General features: G+C 71.5%; 18 protein-coding genes. 10 read left to right on the forward strand and 8 right to left on the reverse strand.

Going from position 1 to position 19,045, the window contains the following annotated elements:
* Entirely contained in the window at positions 1 to 468 is a 468-nt protein-coding gene (locus tag AC1Q87_RS13880) for a DUF3429 domain-containing protein (RefSeq protein ID WP_492609513.1), read from the forward strand.
* Here AC1Q87_RS13880 and pdeM read toward each other — a convergent pair whose 3' ends face one another.
* Together pdeM and AC1Q87_RS13890 are read right to left on the reverse strand one after the other, a co-directional pair.
* The gene (pdeM, locus tag AC1Q87_RS13885) at positions 469 to 1,197 is read right to left on the reverse strand and encodes a ligase-associated DNA damage response endonuclease PdeM (RefSeq protein ID WP_492609514.1); all 729 of its coding nucleotides are present in this window, start codon (positions 1,195 to 1,197) and stop codon (positions 469 to 471) included.
* A complete protein-coding gene (locus AC1Q87_RS13890; protein WP_492609515.1) occupies positions 1,194 to 3,665 on the reverse strand; it encodes a ligase-associated DNA damage response DEXH box helicase in 2,472 nt (823 codons plus the stop codon). Before AC1Q87_RS13890 ends, pdeM begins: the two co-directional genes overlap by 4 nt.
* 121 nt (positions 3,666 to 3,786) lie before the next feature.
* Between AC1Q87_RS13890 and AC1Q87_RS13895 the strand changes: the two genes are divergently transcribed.
* Together AC1Q87_RS13895 and AC1Q87_RS13900 are read left to right on the forward strand one after the other, a co-directional pair.
* On the forward strand, positions 3,787 to 4,215 hold the full coding sequence (locus AC1Q87_RS13895; protein ID WP_492609516.1) for a GFA family protein: 429 nt from the start codon (positions 3,787 to 3,789) through the stop codon (positions 4,213 to 4,215).
* 68 nt (positions 4,216 to 4,283) lie between these two features.
* Positions 4,284 to 7,097: an ATP-dependent DNA helicase gene (locus AC1Q87_RS13900; protein ID WP_492609517.1), complete on the forward strand. Its 2,814-nt coding sequence runs from the start codon at positions 4,284 to 4,286 to the stop codon at positions 7,095 to 7,097.
* Positions 7,098 to 7,288: 191 nt separating this feature from the next.
* Here the strand turns inward: AC1Q87_RS13900 and AC1Q87_RS13905 are convergent, their stop codons facing one another.
* Positions 7,289 to 8,053: a LytTR family DNA-binding domain-containing protein gene (locus AC1Q87_RS13905; RefSeq protein ID WP_492609518.1), complete on the reverse strand. Its 765-nt coding sequence runs from the start codon at positions 8,051 to 8,053 to the stop codon at positions 7,289 to 7,291.
* 146 nt (positions 8,054 to 8,199) lie between these two features.
* Between AC1Q87_RS13905 and AC1Q87_RS13910 the strand changes: the two genes are divergently transcribed.
* The 4 genes from AC1Q87_RS13910 to AC1Q87_RS13925 all read left to right on the forward strand — a co-directional run bounded on the left by AC1Q87_RS13910 (position 8,200) and on the right by AC1Q87_RS13925 (position 10,725).
* Positions 8,200 to 9,135 carry an alpha/beta hydrolase family protein gene (locus tag AC1Q87_RS13910; RefSeq protein ID WP_492609519.1) on the forward strand — a complete coding sequence of 312 codons (936 nt, stop codon included), beginning with the start codon at positions 8,200 to 8,202 and terminating at the stop codon, positions 9,133 to 9,135.
* A gap of 128 nt (positions 9,136 to 9,263) precedes the next feature.
* On the forward strand, positions 9,264 to 9,935 hold the full coding sequence (locus AC1Q87_RS13915; protein ID WP_492609520.1) for a glutathione S-transferase family protein: 672 nt from the start codon (positions 9,264 to 9,266) through the stop codon (positions 9,933 to 9,935).
* Positions 9,932 to 10,264: an ArsR/SmtB family transcription factor gene (locus AC1Q87_RS13920; RefSeq protein WP_492609521.1), complete on the forward strand. Its 333-nt coding sequence runs from the start codon at positions 9,932 to 9,934 to the stop codon at positions 10,262 to 10,264. Before AC1Q87_RS13915 ends, AC1Q87_RS13920 begins: the two co-directional genes overlap by 4 nt.
* The gene (locus tag AC1Q87_RS13925; protein ID WP_492609522.1) at positions 10,261 to 10,725 is read left to right on the forward strand and encodes an SRPBCC family protein; all 465 of its coding nucleotides are present in this window, start codon (positions 10,261 to 10,263) and stop codon (positions 10,723 to 10,725) included. Before AC1Q87_RS13920 ends, AC1Q87_RS13925 begins: the two co-directional genes overlap by 4 nt.
* A 7-nt stretch (positions 10,726 to 10,732) precedes the next feature.
* On the opposite strand, the gene AC1Q87_RS13930 is transcribed toward AC1Q87_RS13925, so the two are convergent.
* The gene (locus tag AC1Q87_RS13930) at positions 10,733 to 11,065 is read right to left on the reverse strand and encodes an SMR family transporter (RefSeq protein WP_492609523.1); all 333 of its coding nucleotides are present in this window, start codon (positions 11,063 to 11,065) and stop codon (positions 10,733 to 10,735) included.
* Positions 11,066 to 11,189: 124 nt separating this feature from the next.
* On the opposite strand from AC1Q87_RS13930, the gene AC1Q87_RS13935 reads away from it, so the two are divergent.
* The gene (locus AC1Q87_RS13935) at positions 11,190 to 13,220 is read left to right on the forward strand and encodes an elongation factor G (RefSeq protein WP_492609524.1); all 2,031 of its coding nucleotides are present in this window, start codon (positions 11,190 to 11,192) and stop codon (positions 13,218 to 13,220) included.
* 22 nt (positions 13,221 to 13,242) lie between these two features.
* Here the strand turns inward: AC1Q87_RS13935 and AC1Q87_RS13940 are convergent, their stop codons facing one another.
* From AC1Q87_RS13940 to AC1Q87_RS13955, 4 genes are all read right to left on the reverse strand, one after another.
* Positions 13,243 to 14,172, reverse strand: a complete 930-nt coding sequence (locus AC1Q87_RS13940; RefSeq protein WP_492609525.1) for a prephenate/arogenate dehydrogenase family protein — start codon at positions 14,170 to 14,172, stop codon at positions 13,243 to 13,245.
* A complete protein-coding gene (gene hisC / locus AC1Q87_RS13945) occupies positions 14,169 to 15,299 on the reverse strand; it encodes a histidinol-phosphate transaminase (protein WP_492609526.1) in 1,131 nt (376 codons plus the stop codon). The genes AC1Q87_RS13940 and hisC overlap by 4 nt, the downstream gene beginning before the upstream one ends.
* Before the next feature lie 31 nt (positions 15,300 to 15,330).
* A complete protein-coding gene (locus AC1Q87_RS13950) occupies positions 15,331 to 16,137 on the reverse strand; it encodes a chorismate mutase (protein WP_492609527.1) in 807 nt (268 codons plus the stop codon).
* Positions 16,138 to 16,268: 131 nt separating this feature from the next.
* A complete protein-coding gene (locus tag AC1Q87_RS13955; protein ID WP_492609528.1) occupies positions 16,269 to 17,018 on the reverse strand; it encodes a class I SAM-dependent methyltransferase in 750 nt (249 codons plus the stop codon).
* Between the two features lie 133 nt (positions 17,019 to 17,151).
* On the opposite strand from AC1Q87_RS13955, the gene AC1Q87_RS13960 reads away from it, so the two are divergent.
* Together AC1Q87_RS13960 and AC1Q87_RS13965 are read left to right on the forward strand one after the other, a co-directional pair.
* Positions 17,152 to 18,393 (forward strand): M24 family metallopeptidase, encoded by a 1,242-nt coding sequence (locus AC1Q87_RS13960; protein ID WP_492609529.1) that lies wholly within the window; start codon positions 17,152 to 17,154, stop codon positions 18,391 to 18,393.
* A 72-nt stretch (positions 18,394 to 18,465) separates the two neighbouring features.
* Positions 18,466 to 19,044, forward strand: a complete 579-nt coding sequence (locus AC1Q87_RS13965) for a DJ-1/PfpI family protein (protein ID WP_492609530.1) — start codon at positions 18,466 to 18,468, stop codon at positions 19,042 to 19,044.
* Position 19,045 lies beyond the last annotated feature (1 nt).

The raw sequence follows: 19,045 nt of genomic DNA on the forward strand, positions 1-19,045 counted from the left end.
TTGGAAACCAACGGCCACGTGCACGCCGAGACCGCCGCGCCGCGTCCCCTCTGGGTGATCGCGCTGTTCGGGTTGGCGCCGTTCCCGATCTCCGCCCTGACCTATGTCTACGGCGACGCCGACATGAGCGGGCCGGCGCTGACTGTGCTGCTGACCTGGTCGGCGATCGTGCTGGGGTTCCTGGGCGGCATCCGCTGGGGGCTGGAGAGCGGCCGGGCGAGCCCGCGCTGGACGCGGCTGGCGACCTCGGTGGTGTCGCCGACGGTGGCCTGGACGCTGATCTTCGCCCGCGGCTCGGTGGAGACCGCCTGGCTGCTGTGCGGCTTCCTGGCCGCGTTCATCCTGCAATGGCTCTACGACCACGCCGCGCCCGACGTGCCGGCCCGGTTTCCGCGGCTGATGACCACCCTGACGCTGGGCGCCTGCCTTTCGCTGGCCCTGGCGCTCGAACAGGCGATGCGGATGTAGCTAGTCGCCGGCGACGGACCGCCAACCCACGGCGTGCACCCGGCCGGCCCCCAGCGCCCCGCAGAGCGGCGGGCGCGCGAACAATCCCGAGAACGCTTCGTCGCGGATGCTGAGGCCGCCGGCATAGGCGCCGAAGGCCGGCACCACCATCCGGGCGCCGTCGGTGACGAAGCAGCGGCGGCGCACGCTGCCGCGGGAGGCGACGACGCGGGCGCAGGGATGCAGGTGGCCGGCGACCTCGCCGTCCTGGCGGCCCGCGGTCGGTTCGTGCCGGAGGATCAGGCTCTCGACGCCGATCTCGTCGGCGACCTCGCCGGGCAGATGGCGCGGGCCGTCGGCGTCGTGGTTGCCGACCACCCATATCAGCCGGGTCAGGCCCGAGAGCGCGCGCAGGCCCTCGGCGTCGTCGCGGGCCAGCCGGTCCTCGGAGGCGCGGTCGTGGAAGGTGTCGCCGAGCAGCACGACGGCGTCCGGCTGGGCGGCGACCACTTCGGCCTGCAGGCGGCGCAAGGTGTCGCGGGTGTCGTAGGGCGGCAGCATCTGGCCGCGCATGGCGTAGGCCGAGCCCTTCTCCAGGTGCAGGTCGGCGACCACCAGCATGCGCGCCGCCTCGATCCACAGCGCGCCGCTGGGCCGCAAGGTCACGGCGGTTCCGTTCAGACCGGTGCGCAGGCCGCCGCAGGGGCTGGCCGCGAAGGCGTAGGGGGCGGGGGAGGCCAGCGCGCTCACGACATCGCCTCGGCGATCAGGTCGTCCTGCGCCTCGGCCAGGATCAGCTCGCCGGCGTCGCCGGGCGAGCGCTCCTTGCCGATCTCCAGCAGGATCGGCACCGCAAACGGCGACAGGTGCTCCAGCGGCGCATGGCGGATGGCGCCCTTGATGCGGGCGAGCATCTGGCCCAGGCGGGCGACGTCGATCATGCCGGTGGCGGCGTCCTCGCGCGCGCAGCGCAGCAGCAGATGGTCGGGTTGGTGGCGGCGCAGCACGTCGTAGATCAGATCCGTCGAAAAGGTCACTTGGCGGCCGGTCTTCTCGTGACCCGGGAAGCGCCGCTCGATGAGTCCCGAGATGATCGCACAGCCCTTGAAAGCCCGCTTCATCATGAAGCTCTCGGCGAGCCAGGCCTCCAGATCGTCGCCGAGCATGTCCTCGCCGAACAGCTCGTCGAATTCGAGGCCGTCCATGGGCTTCAGCGCCCAGATCGCCATCGCGTAGTCGTTGCAGACGAAGCCGAGCGGGGCGGCGCCCAGCCGCTCCAGCCGCCGGGTCAGCAGCATGGCCAGCGTCGTGTGGGCCAGCCGGCCCTCGAACGGATAGACCACCAGGAAGAAGCGCTTCCCGCGCGGGAAGGTCTCGAGCAGCATCTCCTCGGCCGGCGGGATCAGCGACAGGTCGCGCTGGGCCTCAAGCCATTCGCGCACGTCGGGCGGCAGCACCCGCCAGTGTTCCTGGTCGAACATCAGCTCGCGCACGCGGCCGGCCAGGAAGGTCGAGAGCGCGAACTTCGAGCCGCCCCAGGACGGCATCTTCGGGTCTTTGTTGACGGCCGGGCTGACCAGCACCTCGGTCCCGGTGACCGCGACCAGGGCCCAGACCTGGCCGGCGAAGACGAAGGTGTCGCCGGGGTCGAGCATCTCCAGCATGCCCTCCTCGACCTCGCCGATCTTGCGGCCCGCGCGGCCGCGGCCCATCGAGATGCGCACCGCCAGCATGGCCGGCGAGACGATGGCCCCGACGTTGAGCCGGTGGCGCTGGGCGGTTTCGGCGTTGCGCACGGTCCAGCGGCCGTCGAGGGTCTTCACGATCCGGCGGAAGCGGTCGTAGGTCTTCAGCGCGTAGCCGCCGGTGGAGACGAACTCGACGACCTGCTCGTAGTCCTCCCAGGCGAGGTCGCGATAAGGGCCGGCGCTGGTGATCTCGTCGTAGAAGGCCACGAGGTCGAAGGGCTCGGAGCAGGCGCAGCCCATGACGTGCTGGGCCAGCACGTCGAGCGCGCCGATGCGGCTGGCCTCGCCGTCGAAGCGGTTCTCGGCGATCGCCTCGCGGGCGGCCTGGCACTCCAGCATCTCGAAGCGGTTGGCCGGCACGAACAGCGCGCGCGAGGGCTCGTCGAGGCGGTGGTTGGCGCGGCCGATGCGCTGGACCATGCGGCTGGCGCCCTTGGGGCTGGCCAGCTGGATGACCAGATCGACGTCGCCCCAGTCGATGCCGAGGTCGAGGGTCGAGGTGCAGACCACGGCCCGCAGCTCGCCCCGCGCCATCGCCGCCTCGACCTTGCGCCGCTGCTCGGCGGCCAGGCTGCCGTGGTGCAGGGCGATCGGAAGATTGTCATCGTTCAGCCGCCAGAGCTCCTGGAAGGCGAACTCGGCCTGGAAGCGGGTGTTGACGAAGACCAGGGCGGTGCGGGCGCCCTTGATGGCCTCATAGACCTCGTCCATGGCGTGCTTGGCGGTGTGGCCGGCCCAGGGGACCTTGCCCTCCGACAGCAGCATGTCGACGATCGGCGGCGCGCCGGCCGGGCCGCGGACCAAGGCGACAGCCTCGTGCGTGTCGGCGGCGCGGCCATAGCCCATCCAGCGGCGGATGACGTCGGGATCGTCGACCGTCGCCGACAGCCCCACGCGCCGCAGGTTCGGCGCGAACTGCTGCAACCGCGCCAGGTCGAGCGCCAGCAGGTCGCCGCGCTTGGAGCCGTGCAGGGTATGGATCTCGTCGAGGATCACGCAGGACAAGCTCTCGAAATAGAGCCGCGCGCCCTCCCAGGCGCAGAACAGCGCCAGCTGCTCGGGCGTGGTCAGCAGGATGTCCGGCGGCTTGACGCGCTGGCGCTGGCGGCGCGAGATCCCGGTGTCGCCGGTGCGGCTCTCGGCGACGATGGGCAGGCCCATCTGGAGGATCGGCGCCATCAGGTTGCGCTCGACGTCGACGGCCAGCGCCTTGAGCGGCGAGATGTAGAGGGTGTGGATGCCGCGCGGCGCATTGGCCGGCGGCCGCTCGGCCAGCTCGATCAGGCTGGGCAGGAAGCCGGCCAGGGTCTTGCCGCCGCCGGTCGGGGCGATGAGCAGGGCGTCGCGCCCTTCGCGGGCCTGGGCGACCATGTCCAACTGGTGCGCGCGCGGGCTCCAGCCGCGACCCTCGAACCAGGCGGCGAACCTTGCGGGCAACAGATCAGGCGGGCTCGCCGGGCTATCGGCCATGTCCCGCCTATAGCATGTTCCCGTTCCGTTTCAGCGAATTCTTGCGCCCCTGAGTCGGTGGTCGGCGTGCGCGCGGGGCGTAGACTTCGCGCCGTCACGCACAAGCTGACAGGAGCCGAGCATGTCTCAGACGTATCCGGGGGAGTGCTTTTGCGGTTCAGTAAAAATCGAGGTCACGGGCCAACCGGCAGCCATGGGCTATTGCCATTGTCGATCCTGCCGATCGTGGTCCGGCGGGCCGGTCAACGCCTTCAGTCTCTGGGAGCCATCGGCCGTAAAGGTCGTGGCCGGACAGGAATACGTGGCGACCTTCGCCAAGACCGAGATGAGCGAGCGCAAGTATTGCAGCAAGTGCGGCGGCCACCTGATGGCCAATCACCCGCCGCTGAAGCTGGTCGATGTGTTCGCCGCCACGATCCCGACGCTCGAATTCGCGCCCGGCGTTCACGTCAACTACGCCGAGACCGTGCTGCGGATGAAGGACGGCCTGCCGAAACTGAAGGACTTCCCGGCCGAGTTCGGCGGCTCCGGCGAGGCGATCGGCGAGTAAATGCGGCCGATCGGCAGGTTTTCAACGTTCCCTTTCCGTTTCCTGCCGAAAGCCGCTAGCAAGGCGGTGTGAACGCCCCGACACCGAGTCTGGATCTTGCGCCCGCCCTGGTGGTGTTGCCTGGGCCCCGGGGCGGCGTCGCCGACGCGACCGGCGGCCAGGCGATCCGCGCGCCTGACGCCCGCGATCTGCTGCAGCGCGGACCGGTGCTGGTCGCCCACGCCTCGATGACGGCGCGGCGGCTGGGTCTGAACGCGCCGCCGCGGATGCCCGGCCTGTTCGACGCCCTCGAGCTCTACGCCTTCGCCCGGCCCGCGACCTTCTGCGCGCCATCGTCGGTGGGCCTGGCGCTGGCGCTCGGCCAGCCCGAGCCGAAAGGCGCGCAGGCTCAGGCCGAGGCCTTGCGCGCGGCCTGCACGCAACTGCTGAACGAGATCGCCGCCAGCCCGCAGCCGAGCCGGGAGGAGGCGCTGGCCATCGCCGAGACGATGATGCGCGCTGGCTGGGCCTGGGGGCCCGCGGTGGTCGCCGCCCTGCGCTCGGCCCCGGTCGGCAACCAGTTCCGCACCTCGGGCCTCGACGTCTGGACCCGCATCATGGAGTGGGAGGATCAGGCGCCGCCCGGCGAGGCCAGCTCGCGCCCCATCGCCCCGGAGGACGCCGGCAAGCGGCTGGCCGAACTGCTGCAGCGCTCGGGCCTCGACGAGACCCGTCCGGCCCAGGCCGAGTACGCCCAGGAGGCGGCGTTCGCCTTCGCCCCGCGAGAGCGCGAAGGCGAGCCGCGGATGATGCTGGCCGAGGCCGGGACCGGGGTCGGCAAGACCCTCGGCTACCTGGCGCCGGCCTCGCTGTGGGCCGAGGCCAACGGGCCCTCGGTCTGGGTCTCGACCTACACCCGCGCCCTGCAGCGGCAGATCGAGCGCGAGAGCCATTCGATCTTTCCCGACCCCAAGGTGCGGGCCAAGAAGGCCGTGGTCCGCAAGGGACGCGAGAACTATCTCTGCCTGCTGAACTTCCAGGACCTGGCCAACACCGCCCAGCTCGGCGGGGCCGACCTGATCGGCATGGCGCTGACCGCGCGCTGGGCGCGCGCCACCCGCGACGGCGACATGACCGGCGGCGACTTCCCGGCCTGGCTGCCGACCCTGTTCGCGGTCCCGGCGGCGGGGCAGGCCAGCGCCGCCAACCTGGTCGACCGGCGCGGCGAGTGCGTCCACACCGGTTGCCAGCATTACCGGGCCTGCTTCGTCGAGAAGGCGATCCGCGGCTCGCGCAAGGCCGACCTGGTGATCGCCAACCACGCCCTGGTCCTGACCCAGGCGGCGTTCGACGGCGCGCGGGCCGCGCGCGGCTCGAAGGCCGACGGCGAGACCACCCAGCTCAAGCGCATCGTCTTCGACGAGGGCCACCACCTGTTCGACGCCGCCGACGCGGCCTTCGCCGCGGCGCTGTCGGGGCAGGAGACCGCCGAACTGCGCCGCTGGATCCGCGGGCCTGAGGGGCGCGGCCGCCGCGGCCGCGGGCTGGAAGCGCGGCTGATGGACATGCTGGGCGACCGCGAGGACGCGCGCGAGGCGCTGGTCTCGGCGATCCAGGCCGCCGCCGCCCTGCCGGGCGAGGGCTGGTCGGGCCGCATCGCGCCGCCCAACGGCGAGGTCAATCCGATCGGGCCGATCGAGTCCTTCCTGGTGGCGGTGATCGAGCAACTGCGCGCGCGCGCCGCGCCGTCCGACGTCGGCATGGAGTGCGCCGCGCGCCCAGCCCTGGACCTGGTCCGCGCCACCGCCCGCGACGCCGCCGTCGCCCTGGCCAAGATCGAGGCCCCGCTGCTGGCTTTGGCCCGGCACCTGGAGGACCTGCTGGACGAGGAAGCCAGCCAGATCGTCACCAGCGACCGCGGCCGGATCGAGGGGGCGCTGCGCGGCCTGGACCGCCGCTGCCGGATGCTGCTGCCGGCCTGGCGCTCGATGCTGCGGGCCATCGACGAGGACGCCGAGGACGATCCGGACTTCGTCGACTGGTTCGACGCCACCTTCCTCTATGGGCGGGTGGTGGACGCCGCGTGCCGCCGCCACTGGGTCGATCCGACCGAGCCGCTGACCAACGCGGTCATCGCCCCGGCGCACGGGGTGCTGGTGACCAGCGCCACCCTGACCGACCCGACCCTGGACGACCCGTTCGCCCTGGCCGAGATGCGGACCGGCGCCGCGCGGCTGCCGGACCGGCCCAAGACCCTGAAGCTGACCTCGCCGTTCGACTACGCCGCCAATGCGCGGGCCTATGTGGTCACCGACATCGGCCGCGACGACCCGCGCCAGGTGGCCGCGGCGATGCGCGAGCTGTTCCTGGCCGCCGGGGGCGGGGGCGTGGGCCTGTTCACCGCTATCCGCCGGCTGCGCGCGGTGCACGAGCGGATCGCCGCGCCGCTGGCCGACAAGGGGCTGGCGCTCTACGCCCAGCATGTCGACCCGCTGGAGGTGGGCGCCCTGGTCGACATCTTCCGCGCCGAGGAGGACGCCTGCCTGCTCGGCACCGACGCCGTCAGGGACGGGGTCGACGTCCCCGGCCGCTCGCTGCGGCTGCTGGCCTTCGACCGCGTGCCGTGGCCGCGGCCCGACATCCTGCACAAGGCGCGGCGCACCCGGTTCGGCGGCAAGGTCTATGACGACAACGTCGCCCGCGCCCGCATCTCCCAGGCCTTCGGCCGGCTGATCCGCCGCGCCGACGACAAGGGCGTGTTCGTGATGCTGGACGCCGCCGCCCCGACGCGGCTGTTCTCGGGGTTGCCAGAAGGCGTGCGCGTCGACCGGCTGGGCCTGGTCGAGGTGATCGAGGCGGTGACGGAGTTCCTGGGGACGGGGGCGGCGAGCTCGGCGGAGTAAGCGCTCGGTATCTTGGTCACGGCTGTTTGCTGCGCCCTGCGGGTGACCACAGGGTGTCATCCCGGAAAGCGCGTCAGCGCTTGTCCGGGACCCATTCGCGTGGCGGCGGCGGATGAGGCGTGGCCGCGCCGAGGTTTGGTCCATCCGGTGGGTCCCGGTCTTGCTTCGCAAACCGGGATGACACCTCAGAGCTACTGGCCAGCCGCCAGCCAGCCGTCTTCGCGCAGGCGGCCGACGCGGGCGCGGGAGACGGGGGCTTGCAGGCCGCCCTTGAGGCTCAGGCGGAGGTTGCGGCCGTCCTCAACCACGCCGGCGATGGCCGAGCGGGCGACCCACCAGGAGCGGTGGGTCTGGACGCCTTCCAGATCCTTCAGCCCCTCCATCGCCTGGGAGAGCGACATCAGCACCAGGGCCGAGCCCTGGGGCGTGTGCACCCGGACGTAGTGATCCTCCATCTTCAGGCACAGCACCGTGCGGCCGAGATGCGCGGGGAGGCGCTCGCGCGGGTCGGCGGAGGTCGGGTTCGGAGCGTCGGCCGCGGCGCGTGGGCGGGTCGTCCAGAGCACGGCGGCGGTGATCAGGGCGCTGATCAGCAGGCACTGGGCGTACCATTCGAGCCAATGGACCTGCCCGACTACGGGCCAGAGCCGCACGGCCAGGGCGCGGCTGACCACGGCGGGCAGGACGGCCAGCAGGGCGATCGCCGGCGGCGTCCAGAGCCACAGCGGGACGCCGCGCTGGGCGGCCCAGGCGGACAGCCGCGGCAGGGCGAAGCCGAAGGCCAGCCAGCCGATCCACAGGTTGGCGGTCCAATAGGCCATGCGCACGGGCGCCGCGCCGTTGAGGTAGCTGCCGAACGGCCCGATGGCGCCGAGGACGAGACCCAGCGCGGTCGCCGCGGCGAAGCCTATCGCCGCCGTCCGCCATTTCGCCTGATCGCCGCCCGTCGATTCCATCGGTCGACCCTAGCAAAGGCGTGACTGCGCCGCAGCCGGCTCGCCCGCCGGCGAACCCGTTCGCCCGTTCACGCAGAAGCGCTGGTCTGCAAGCGGACCGGCCGGCACACCGCGGTCGGTCAACGTCCTTTCGAGAGCCCGTCTAAATGCCGCTGCTGCCCCTGATCGCCGCCCTTGTCTTGTCGTCCGCCTCGCCTGGTCCTGTCTCGAGCCCGGCGCCAGCGCCTGCCGCGAGGCCCGCCGATGCGGTGGTGTTCTCGCGGCTGACGGTTCCCGACGGGGACGGCCCGGCCATCGAGGCTGGCGTGTGGTCGCCGCCCGGCGGGGGACGCGGCCTGCCGCTGGTGGCGATCTCGCACGGCAACGGCGGCGACTTCCGCAGCCATGAGGACACTGCGCAGGCCCTGGCCGCCGCCGGCTTCGTGGTCGCGGCGCTGACCCACACCGGCGACAACTGGCGCGACCAGAGCCGGGCGACCGACGTGGCCGGCCGTCCGCGGCAGCTGTCGGTGCTGATCGACTACATGCTGACGGCTTGGGACGGACGGGCGGCGGTCGACCCGCAGCGGGTCGGCGCGTTCGGGTTCTCGGCCGGCGGCTTCACGGTGCTGACGGCGGCGGGCGGGCAGGCCGACCTGTCGAGCATCGCCGAGCATTGCCGGGTCAATCCGGGCTTCTACGACTGTCGGCTGATCGCCGGCCATCCGGTCGCGGCGCAGGCGCCCCGCTGGAGCCACGATGCGCGGATCAAGGCCGCGGTGGTCGCCGCGCCGGCGCTGGGGTTCGCCTTCACCCGCGAGGGGCTGGCCGGGGTGACGCAGCCGGTGCAGCTGTGGCAGGCGGGGCGCGACCAGGTGCTGCCGGCGCCGTGGTACGTCGAGCCGGTCCGTGCCGCGCTGCCGGCGACGCCGGAGTTCCACATGGTCGATGGCGCGGGGCACTTCGACTTCCTGCGGCCCTGCACGCCGCAGCTGGCGGCGGCCGCGCCGGCGATCTGCGCGCCGACGCCGGGGTTCGACCGAACGGCCTTCCACGAGCGGTTCAACGCGGAGGTGGTGCGGTTTCTGAAGGCGCGGCTGTGAGGTCGGGGGTTTCCTCTCCTGCGTAGCGGGGGAGGAATATACTTAGCTTCGGCGGAAAGTTTTTCTTGCCAGCGCCAGCGGCAGATAGTTAGCTGTGTTGGAAACTATCGTTCCGAGGAGCCGAGCCGATGAGCCTGGTGCTGCACTTCCATCCGCTGTCGTCCTACTGCCACAAGGTGCTGATCGGGCTCTATGAGCGCGGGACGCCGTTCGAGGCGCGGGTGGTGGATCTTTCGCAATCGGCGGGCGGCGAGTTCAAGGCGTTGTGGCCGACGGCGAAGATCCCGCTGCTGGTGGACGGCGCGCGCGCCGTGCCGGAGACCAGCATCCAACTCGAGTATCTCGACGCCCATTATCCGGGGCCGCCGATGCTGCCGGCCGACGCCGAGGCGCGGCTGGAGGCGCGGCTGTGGGACCGGGTGTTCGACCAGTACGTGATGACGCCGATGCAGAAGATCGTCGCCGACCGGCTGCGGGCCGACGGCGAGAAGGACCCGCGCGGGGTCGAGAACGCCCGCGAGATGCTGGCGATGGCCTACGACCTGATCGAGGGACACATGGCGGTGCGGACCTGGGCGGCGGGCGAGGCGTTCAGCCTGGCCGACTGCGCGGCGACGCCGGCGCTGTTCTATGCCGGGATCATCGAGCCGTGGGGCGAGGCGCGGGCCGAACTGAGCGCCTATTTCGAGCGGCTGCTGGCGCGGCCGTCGGTGGCGCGGACGCTGAGCGAGGCGCGGCCGTTCTTCGAATACTTCCCGTACCGCGAGCTGATGCCGGCGCGCTTCCTGGAGGAGGCGTGAGCGAGGGGCTGGACCGGGTGTTCACGGCGCTGGCCGATCCGGGCCGGCGGGCGATGATCGACCGGCTGGCGGCGGGGCCGGCCTCGGCCAGCGAGCTGGCGGCGCCGACCACCCTGGCGCTGCCCTCGGTGATGAAGCACCTGGCGGTGCTGGAGGCCAGCGGCATGGTCTCCTCGCAGAAGGCCGGGCGGGTGCGGACCTACCGGCTGGCGCCCGATGCGTTCAGCGGGCTGGAGGCCTGGGTCGCGCAGCGCAAGCGGGCGTGGAACGCGCAGTTCGACCGGCTGGACGCCTATCTGGCGCAAACCAAGGATGGAGGCGGTCGATGAGGTCGGCGAGCCATACGAGCTTCGTGATCGAGCGGCGGTTCGCCGCCTCGCCCGCGGCGGTGTTCGGCGCCTGGGCCGACCTGGAGGCCAAGAAGCGCTGGTCGGACTGTCATGTCGACGAGGGCGAGACCGAGCTGACGATGGATTTCCGGCCCGGCGGCCGCGAGAGCTATCGCGCGCAGCTGCCCGGCGGGGTGAGCCAGCGGGTGGAGAAGGTGTTCTTCGACATCGTGCCCGATGCGCGCATCGTCTTCGCCTACGACGTCGAGATCGGCGGCAAGCGGCTGTCGGCCTCGCTGGTGACCGTGGAGTTCAGCGCCGAGGGCGAGGCGACCTTCATGCGGATGACCGAGCAGCTGGCCTATTTCGACGGCCACGACGACCTGGCGGACCGCATCGAAGGCACCCGAGAGGGGATCGAGCGGCTGGCGCTGGAGGTCGAGGCCGCCGGCGCCCACTGACGCCGGATCAGTGTCCGGAGCTCTTGGAGAAGACGTTGATCACCAGGACGCCGAGCAGGATCAGGCCCATGCCGACCAGGGCCGGGGCGTCGAGCTTCTGCTTGAACAGCACCCAGGCGATGGCGGTGATCAGCACGATGCCGACGCCCGACCAGATCGCGTAGCCGATGCCGACGGGCACGGTCTTCATCGAGTGCGACAGGCACCAGAAGGCGAAGCCGTAACCGACCGCGGTGACCAGGGAGGGGACCAGCCGGGTGAAGCTGTCGGAGGCCTTCAAGGCGGTGGTGGCGATCACCTCCGCGACGATGGCCAGGCCCAGCCAGACGTAACCGTTCATCCCAACTCCCTAAGTGAACTCGGCGCTTGTGCAGATCGCACGGCGGGTGGAAGCATATAGGCGGTCGGGGTCACAAGCGCCCGCTGCCAGAGGCGGGCGCCCTCACGTTTGGGAGGGCCCTAGGATGGGCAGACCAGGTTCCGGCGCCGCACGCGCCATCGCCCTCGTCGGCGCGGCGGGAGCCGGTAAGACAACCCTCATGGAAGCCATGCTGTTCGCGGCCGGCGCGATCCCGCGCCAGGGCGAGGTCGGCTCGGCCAGCGTCGGCGACGCCAGTCCCGAGGCGCGGGCCCGCGGGCAGTCGATTGAGTTCAACGTCGCCGGCTTCGAGTTCATGGGCGACCGCTATGCGGTGATCGACTGCCCCGGCTCGCCCGAGTTCGCGGGCACCGAAGACTTCGTGCTGCCGGCGGTGGATCTGGCGATCATCGTCGCCGATCCGAACCCGACGCGGGCGCACCTGCTGCAGCCGATCTTCAAGGAGCTCGAGGCGCGGCGCACGCCGCACGCGGTGTTCGTCAACAAGATCGACCAGGCGCGCGGCGGGCTGGACGAGCTGATGGCGGCGATGGCGCCGGCGTCGGGAAACCGATTGGTCGCCCGGCAGATCCCCATGGTCGAGAAGGAGCACGTGACCGGGTTCGTCGACCTGGCGCTGGAGCGGGCCTTCGTCTACCGGCCGGGGCAGCCGAGCCAGCAGATCGACCTGACCGGCGACGTCGCCGCGGCCGAGGCCGACGCGCGCTTCCACATGCTGGAGCAGCTGGCCGACTTCGACGACACGCTGATGGAGCAATTGCTGTCGGACCTCAGCCCGGAGCGGGACGCGGTGTTCGCGGACCTGGTGGCGGATCTGGCGCAGGGGCTGATCACGCCGGTGTTCTTCGGCTCGGCGCTGAACGGCTTCGGGATCCGGCGGCTGCTGAAGGCGCTGCGGCACGAGACGCCGGACGTGGTGGCGGCCGCCGCGCGCATGGGGCTGGACGGGCCGTGCAGCTACATCTTCAAGACCTCCTACGCCGGGCAGGCGGGCAAGATCGCCTATGCGCGCGTCATGCAGGGCGAGCTGGCCGACGGTCAGGAGCTGACCCTGGGCGGCGGCGACAAGGCGCGGGCTGGCGGGCTGACCAGCTTCGCCTCGCCGAGCGGCAAGAAGACCGACAAGGCCGGTGAGGGCGAGGTGGTGGCGATCGGCAAGCTGGAAGCGGCGATGCCGGGCATGGTCGCCTCGATGGACGGCAAGGCGCGCAGCCTGGCGCAGCCGGCGTTCCCGCCGGCGACGCTGTACTCGATGTCGATCTCGGCCAAGGACCGCAAGGACGACGTGCGGCTGTCGGCGGCGCTGAACAAGCTGGCGGAGGAGGACCCGGCGATCGTCATCGCCCAGGATCCGACCACCCAGGAGACCATCGTCTCCGGCCGCGGCGAGGCGCACCTGCAGGTGCTGCTGGAGCGGCTGAAACGCCGGTTCGGGGTCGAGGCGGCGACCAACCGGCCGAAGGTCTCGTACCAGGAGAGCTTGCGCAAGCCGGTGACCCAGCGCGGGCGGCACAAGAAGCAGACCGGCGGTCATGGTCAGTTCGGCGACGTGGTGCTGGAGATCAAGCCGCGGGCGCGGGGCGAGGGCTTTTCCTTCACCCAGAAGATCACCGGCGGGGTGGTGCCCAAGCAGTGGATCCCCTCGGTCGAGCAGGGCGTGCGCGACGCCATGGAGCGCGGCGCGTTCGGGTTTCCGGTGACCGATGTCGAGGTGGTGCTGGTCGACGGCTCCTATCACAGCGTCGACTCCTCGGAGATGAGCTTCCGGGCGGCGGGCCGGCTGGCGATGAGCGAGGGGCTGCGGGCCGCCGCGCCCTACCTGCTGGAGCCGGTCGAGAAGCTGATCATCCACGCGCCGCAGGCCTCGACCTCGAAGATCACCCAGGCGGTGACCGCGCGGCGCGGGCAGATCCTCGGCTTTGCGCCGCGCGAGGGCTGGAGCGGCTGGGACGAGATCGAGGTCTGCCTGCCCCGAGCTGAGCGTCAGGACCTGATCCAGGAACTGCGCGGCCTGACCCAGGGACTGGGCGAGTTCACCGCGGAATTCGACCACATGGCCGAACTGCCCGGCAGGCTGGCCGAGCAGCTAACCAAGGGCGAGCAGCACGCGGGGTGAGGAAATCCTCCCCTTCCGGTGCTCAGTGCTTGCCGCGGTCGCGGCCGAAGTTGGGCTCGGCGCTTTCCTGGCCGGCGGCGATGATGCCGCGGCGGATTTCGCGGGTGCGGGTGAACAGGTCGTAGAGCTTGTCGGACTCGCCCCAGCGGATGGCGCGCGAGAGCGCCTGGAGGTCTTCGGTGAAGCGGCCGAGGATCTCCAGCACCGCGTCCTTGTTGGCCACGAACACGTCGCGCCACATGGTCGGATCGGAGGCGGCGATGCGGGTGAAGTCGCGGAAGCCGCCGGCCGAGTACTTCATCACCTCGGCCTGGGTGACCTCCTCCATGTCGGCGGCGGTGCCGACGATGTTGTAGGCGATCAGGTGGGGCAGGTGGCTGGTGACGGCCAGCACCAGGTCGTGGTGGCCGGCGTCCATCTGCTCGACATTGGCGCCCAGCGCGCGCCAGAACTCGGCCAGGCGGCCGGCGGCCTCGATATAGGCCGCGTCGTCGCGCGGCTGGGGCGTCAGGATCACCCAGCGGTTCTGGAACAGCTCGGCGAGGCCGGCGTCGGGGCCGGAGTGCTCGGTGCCGGCGATCGGGTGGCCGGGGACGATGAAGACGTTCTCGGGCAGGGCCTTGGCGAGGGCGTCGGCGACGCTGCCCTTGACCGAGCCGACATCGGTGACGGTCGCGCCGGGCTTCAGCGCCGGCGCGGCGGCGGCGGCGGCCTGGCCCATGGCCAGCACCGGGACGGCCAGGACCACGAGGTCGGCGTCCTTGACGGCCTGCGCGATGTCGCCGGTGACCTCGTCGGCGTAGCCGAGCTCGGCGATGCGGGCGCGGTGGGCCTCGCTGGCGTCGGCGACGAAGACGTGGCCGACGGCGCCGGCCTCGCGGGCCGCGCGGATCACCGACGAGCCGATCAGGCCGCAGCCGATCACCGCCATGCGCGGATAGATCACGCTCACTGCGCGGCTCCCTTCATGAACTCGGCCAGGGCCTCGACGACGGCGCGGTTGTGCGCCTCCAGGCCGATGGTGATGCGCAGGTGGTTGGGCAGGCCGTAGCCGGCCACGTAGCGCACGATCAGGCCGCGGGCGCTGAGGAAGGCGTCGGCCTCCTTGGCGGTCTTGCCCGGGGTGGCCGGGAAGCCGACCAGCACGAAGTTGGCGGCCGAGGGCAGCGGCTCGAGGCCGAGGCCGCCCAGCTGTTGGGCCAGCCAGGGGCGCCACTGGTTCACCAGGTCGAGCGAGCGGCGCTGGAAGTCCTCGTCGCCGAGCGCGGCGACGGCGGCCAGCTGGGCCGGGATGTTGACGTTGAACGGCAGGCGGATGCGGTCGACGGCGGCGGCCATCTCCGGCGGCATGTAGGCCCAGCCGACCCGCAGCGCGGCGAGGCCGTGCAGCTTGGAGAAGGTGCGGGTGACGACGACGTTCTCGAACTCGCGGACCATCGACATGCCGTCCTCGTAGGCCGGGTCGTCGCAGAACTCGGCATAGGCGCCGTCGAGGCAGAGCACGACGCTGGGCGGCAGCCCCGCGTGCAGGCGGCGGATCTCCTCGCCCGAGTTCCAGGTGCCGGTCGGGTTGGCCGGGTTGGCGACGAAGACGATGCGGGTGCGCGCGTCGACCAGCTTGAGCAGCTCGTCGACGTCGATGCGGTAGCCGGGCTCGGGGGCCATGCGGACTTCCGCCTGGCAGGCGCGTGCGCCGATGGCGTAGGCGCCGAAGCCGAACTCGCCCTGGACGATGTTGTCGCCCGGCTCGAGGAAGGTCTGGTTGAGCAGCTGGAAGATCTCGTCCGAGCCGCAGCCGAACAGCAGGCGATCGGGCTCCAGGCCGTAGGTCGCCGCCAGCGCCTCGCGCAGGATCGTCGAGCGCCCGTCGGGGTACATCTGCAGCTGGTCGAAGGCGGTCGAGAACGCCTCGCGGGCGGCGGGGCTGGAGCCGAGGATGTTCTCGTTGGCCGACAGCTTCAGCGGATGCTCGACCCCGTCGACCTTCGACTTGCCCGGCACATAGGGGGCGATGTCGAGGATGCCCGGCTTGGGCGTCGGGCGCGGGGCGGAGGCGCGGTCGAGAACGGTGTCGGACATGGGTGCGGCGGCGATGGGAGGGAGCGCCGTCTTACACGTCGATCGGCGCCGGCGCAGCCCCGATGACTCCGGTCAGGCGGCCAGGGGCGCGGGCCAGGCGCTCGTCGCCGGCCTGGTAGAAGCCCATCAGCGCGAACAGCTTCAGACCGCCGGCCTCGGCGATCAGGTCGCCGGCGACGCCGTCGCGGCCGAGCGCGTTTTCGATGGCCTGGGCCGTGCCGCCGGCGTCGGTGACCCAGTAGGTCAGGTCGGCGCCGGTGGGTTCGACCTCGACCTCGGCGACGGCCAGGGCGACGTTCGGCCCCCAGGCCGACAGGCACGGCAGGGCGGCGAACACCTTGAGTTTCGGCTCGGCCAGCAGACGGCCCCACCAGGGGGTGTCGGACGAGAGGGCGAGCACGGCGACGCCGCCGAGGGTCTTAGCGCCGGCGATGGCGTCCTCGGGGCGGGCCACCTGGCGCAGCGAGGGGGCGGCGCCGAAGCGCAGGCGCGCGCCCTCGACCGCGCGGCCGGGATCGCGGCCGCCGAAGACCGAGATGTGGAACGGCCCCTGGCGCGAGAGGCTGTCGCCGATCAGCTCGCGCCAGATGCGGACGACGAGACTGGGACGGGCGGCGTTGCGCGGCTTGTCGAGCAGGGTGCGGATGAGCTGCGCCTCGCGGCCGGGGCGCAGAGCGAACTTGTCAGCGTCGCCGGCCGCGGCCTTGGCGGCGGCGACCTGGACGGCCAGGCCCGCGCGCTCGTCGACCAGGGCCAGCAGCTGCGCGTCGATCGCGTCGATGCGCGCGCGCACGGCCTCGAGGGTAGGCGGAGCGGACTTGGGATCGGCCTTGGCCATACTTTCCCCCGAAAACGAAGTTTCGGCGCATAGGTCATCGCAGACGATGGCGCAATAGGCCCCTTCGCCGCAAAAAAGTTGCACGGGAAACCTGTTGCGGCGTGAGGCGCCGGGATGACTGCGCGACGGGGTTAGCGGGGTTTGCGGAACACCAGGGTGAACTGGTCGGTCTTGCCGCGGATGGACGGGTCGAAGACGTTGGTGGTGTGGGGATCGGCGGCGTCACGGTACAGCGGGCTTTCGCTCTCCAGCACGAAGCCGGCGGCCTTCAGGTCGCTCTTCACCGCCTCCGGGTCGATGCGGTGCAGGCTGTCGGCGGCGCTGATGCCCGAACCCGGCAGGGCGGCGTGGTCGACGACCAGCAGCACGCCGCCGGGCTTAAGCGATTTGAAGAGCTCAGCGTCGACCTTGGCGGCGGTCCCGGACGGAAACGGCTTCAGGTAGAGGTCGTGATAATTCTGGACGGTGACGATGGCGTCGAGGCCGTCCGGCAGATCGAGCTGCTGGAAGCTGGCGTCGAGCGGCGTGACGTTCTTGTAGGCGTCGGCGACCTTCTTGAGGTTCTCGCCGTACGAAGCCTGGAACTTGATGAATTCGCCGGGCTGGTAGGCGTAGACGTGGCCGGTCGGGCCGACCGCGGCCGACAGGATGCGGGTGATGTAGCCGCCGCCGATCACGAAGTCGGCCACCTTGTCGCCGGTCTTGATGTCGGCCAGGGCCAGCAGGTCTCCCGGCTTGCGGGCGGCGTCGCGGACGACATCGGCGGCCGGTCGGGCCGGATCGGCCAGGGCCGCGGCGATGTTGGCCGGCGGCGCGGCGAGCGCGGGGACCGCCAGGCCGGCGGCGAGCACGAGGGCGAGGATGCCGGTGCGCGTGGTCATGGGTGACGCCTCTCCGTTTTGCGGCAGGCTAGCGGGGCGCGGCCGCTTCGGGAATATCGATGTTATCGGTTGGAGCGAGTCGGCGGCGCAGCTCAGATGGGCGCGTGGGCTGACGGGCGCCGGGGGGACGACTTTGGATCGACGGAATTTCCTGGCCGGAGCGGCGGTCACGGGGCTGGCGCTGAGCCTCGGCGGCGCGGCGGCGGCGCAGGTCGAGGGTCTGAGCAAGATCACCGGCGGCGCGGTCCCGATTTCGCAAGCCGAACGGCTGGCGCGGATGGCCAAGGTCCAGGGCCTGATGAAGGCGCAGGGGCTGTCGGCGCTGGTGGTCGAGGCCGGCGCGTCGCTGACCTATTTCACCGGCGTGCGCTGGTGGCGCAGCGAACGGGTGACCGCCGCGATCATCCCGGTCGAGGGCGAAACCCTGATCGTCACGCCGCACTTCGAGGAACCGTCGGTGCGCGAGACCCTGGCGGTCCCGGCGCAGGTGCGGGTCTGGCAGGAGGACGAGGACCCGGCCTTGGTGGTCGCCGACTGGCTGAAGGCGAAGAAGCTGGCGGCCGGGAAGATCGGCGTCGAGGAGACCGTGCGGTTCTTTGTCCACGACGGCCTGGCGCGGCGGATGCCCGACGCGAAGTTCGTCTCCGGCGCCGACGTCGTGCGCGGCTGCCGGATGATCAAGTCGCCGGCCGAGTTGGCGCTGATGCAGCTGGCGGCCGACGTGACGCTCGCCGCCTATCGCTACACCCACGGCAAGGTCGAGCGCGGCATGACCCACGCCGACGTCGGCGCGATCATGAACAAGGCCACCCGCGCGCTGGGCGGATCGCCCGAGTTCGAGATGGTGCTGGTCGGCGCGGACGCGGCCCTGCCGCACGGCTCGGAGAAGCCGCAGGTCGTGCGCGAGGGCGAGATCGTGCTGATGGACTGCGGCTGCACGGTCGAGTGCTATCAGTCCGACATCTCGCGGACCTTCGTGTTCGGCGAGCCGACGGCGGCGCAGCGCAAGGTCTGGAACGAGGTGGCGCGCGGCCAGCAGATCGCCTTCGAGACCGCCCAGATCGGCGCCCCGGCCGGCGGCGTCGACGACGCCGTGCGGCGCTACTACGAGAGCCTGGGATATGGACCGGACTACGGCCTGCCCGGCCTGTCGCACCGGACCGGGCACGGCATCGGCATGGAGGGCCACGAGCCGATCAACTTCGTGCGCGGCGAGGCGACCAAGTTGGCGGCGGGCATGTGCCTGTCGAACGAGCCTGGCCTCTATCTGCCTGGCCAGTTCGGGGTGCGGCTCGAAGATTGCCTCTACATGACCGAGCAGGGACCGCGCTGGTTCTCCAAGCCGCCGACCTCGATCGACAAGCCGATGGGCTGACATCCTGCTGACAGGTTTTGGCGCCGGAAGCGGCGATGATGCGTTTCGTCATCGCGGGTCTGGAGTATCGCCATGGGCAAGCACATCGCCTTCATCGTCATCGACAATTTCGCCGACTGGGAGCACGCGCAGCTCAGCGCCGCGGCTCGCGCCTATTTCGACGGGGCGACGTCGTTCCACACGCCGGGCGGACGGCCGGTCACCTCGATGGGCGGCATGACCATCGATCCGGGATCGGCCATCGAGGACCTGACGCCGGACGCCTACGACGCCCTGGTCGTGGTCGGATCGGACGGCTGGACCGGCGACGACGCGCCCGACATCGCCCCGGTGCTGCGGGCGGCCGACGAGGCCGGCAAGGTGGTCGGGGCGATCTGCGCCGGGACAGTGGCGGCCGCGCGCGCGGGCCTGCTGGACAGCCGGCGCCACACCTCCAACGCGCTCGACTTCATGCGCTGCTACACGCCCGGCTATCGGGCCTGGGACCTCTATGTCGACACCCCGACGGCGGTGCGCGACGGGACGCTGGTGACGGCGGCCGGCTCGGCGCCGGTGACCTTCACGATCGAGGTGCTGGGCGCGCTGCATCCCGAGCGGGCCGACAGCCTGGCGCAGTTCCGGGCGATGTGCGCGGCGGAGCTGGCGGGCTAGC

It is taken from the genome of Phenylobacterium sp. GW823-FHT02A09 (genome assembly GCF_058797775.1).

Bases quoted from the DNA above. Each gene is read 5' to 3' on its own strand.
- AC1Q87_RS13890 (WP_492609515.1), bottom strand. From the start codon at position 3,665: ATGGCCGATAGCCCGGCGAGCCCGCCTGATCTGTTGCCCGCAAGGTTC.
- AC1Q87_RS13895 (WP_492609516.1), top strand. From the start codon at position 3,787: ATGTCTCAGACGTATCCGGGGGAGTGCTTTTGCGGTTCAGTAAAAATC.
- AC1Q87_RS13905 (WP_492609518.1), bottom strand. From the start codon at position 8,053: ATGGAATCGACGGGCGGCGATCAGGCGAAATGGCGGACGGCGGCGATA.
- AC1Q87_RS13910 (WP_492609519.1), top strand. From the start codon at position 8,200: ATGCCGCTGCTGCCCCTGATCGCCGCCCTTGTCTTGTCGTCCGCCTCG.
- AC1Q87_RS13915 (WP_492609520.1), top strand. From the start codon at position 9,264: ATGAGCCTGGTGCTGCACTTCCATCCGCTGTCGTCCTACTGCCACAAG.
- AC1Q87_RS13925 (WP_492609522.1), top strand. From the start codon at position 10,261: ATGAGGTCGGCGAGCCATACGAGCTTCGTGATCGAGCGGCGGTTCGCC.
- AC1Q87_RS13930 (WP_492609523.1), bottom strand. From the start codon at position 11,065: ATGAACGGTTACGTCTGGCTGGGCCTGGCCATCGTCGCGGAGGTGATC.
- AC1Q87_RS13935 (WP_492609524.1), top strand. From the start codon at position 11,190: ATGGGCAGACCAGGTTCCGGCGCCGCACGCGCCATCGCCCTCGTCGGC.
- hisC (WP_492609526.1), bottom strand. From the start codon at position 15,299: ATGTCCGACACCGTTCTCGACCGCGCCTCCGCCCCGCGCCCGACGCCC.
- AC1Q87_RS13950 (WP_492609527.1), bottom strand. From the start codon at position 16,137: ATGGCCAAGGCCGATCCCAAGTCCGCTCCGCCTACCCTCGAGGCCGTG.
- AC1Q87_RS13955 (WP_492609528.1), bottom strand. From the start codon at position 17,018: ATGACCACGCGCACCGGCATCCTCGCCCTCGTGCTCGCCGCCGGCCTG.
- AC1Q87_RS13965 (WP_492609530.1), top strand. From the start codon at position 18,466: ATGGGCAAGCACATCGCCTTCATCGTCATCGACAATTTCGCCGACTGG.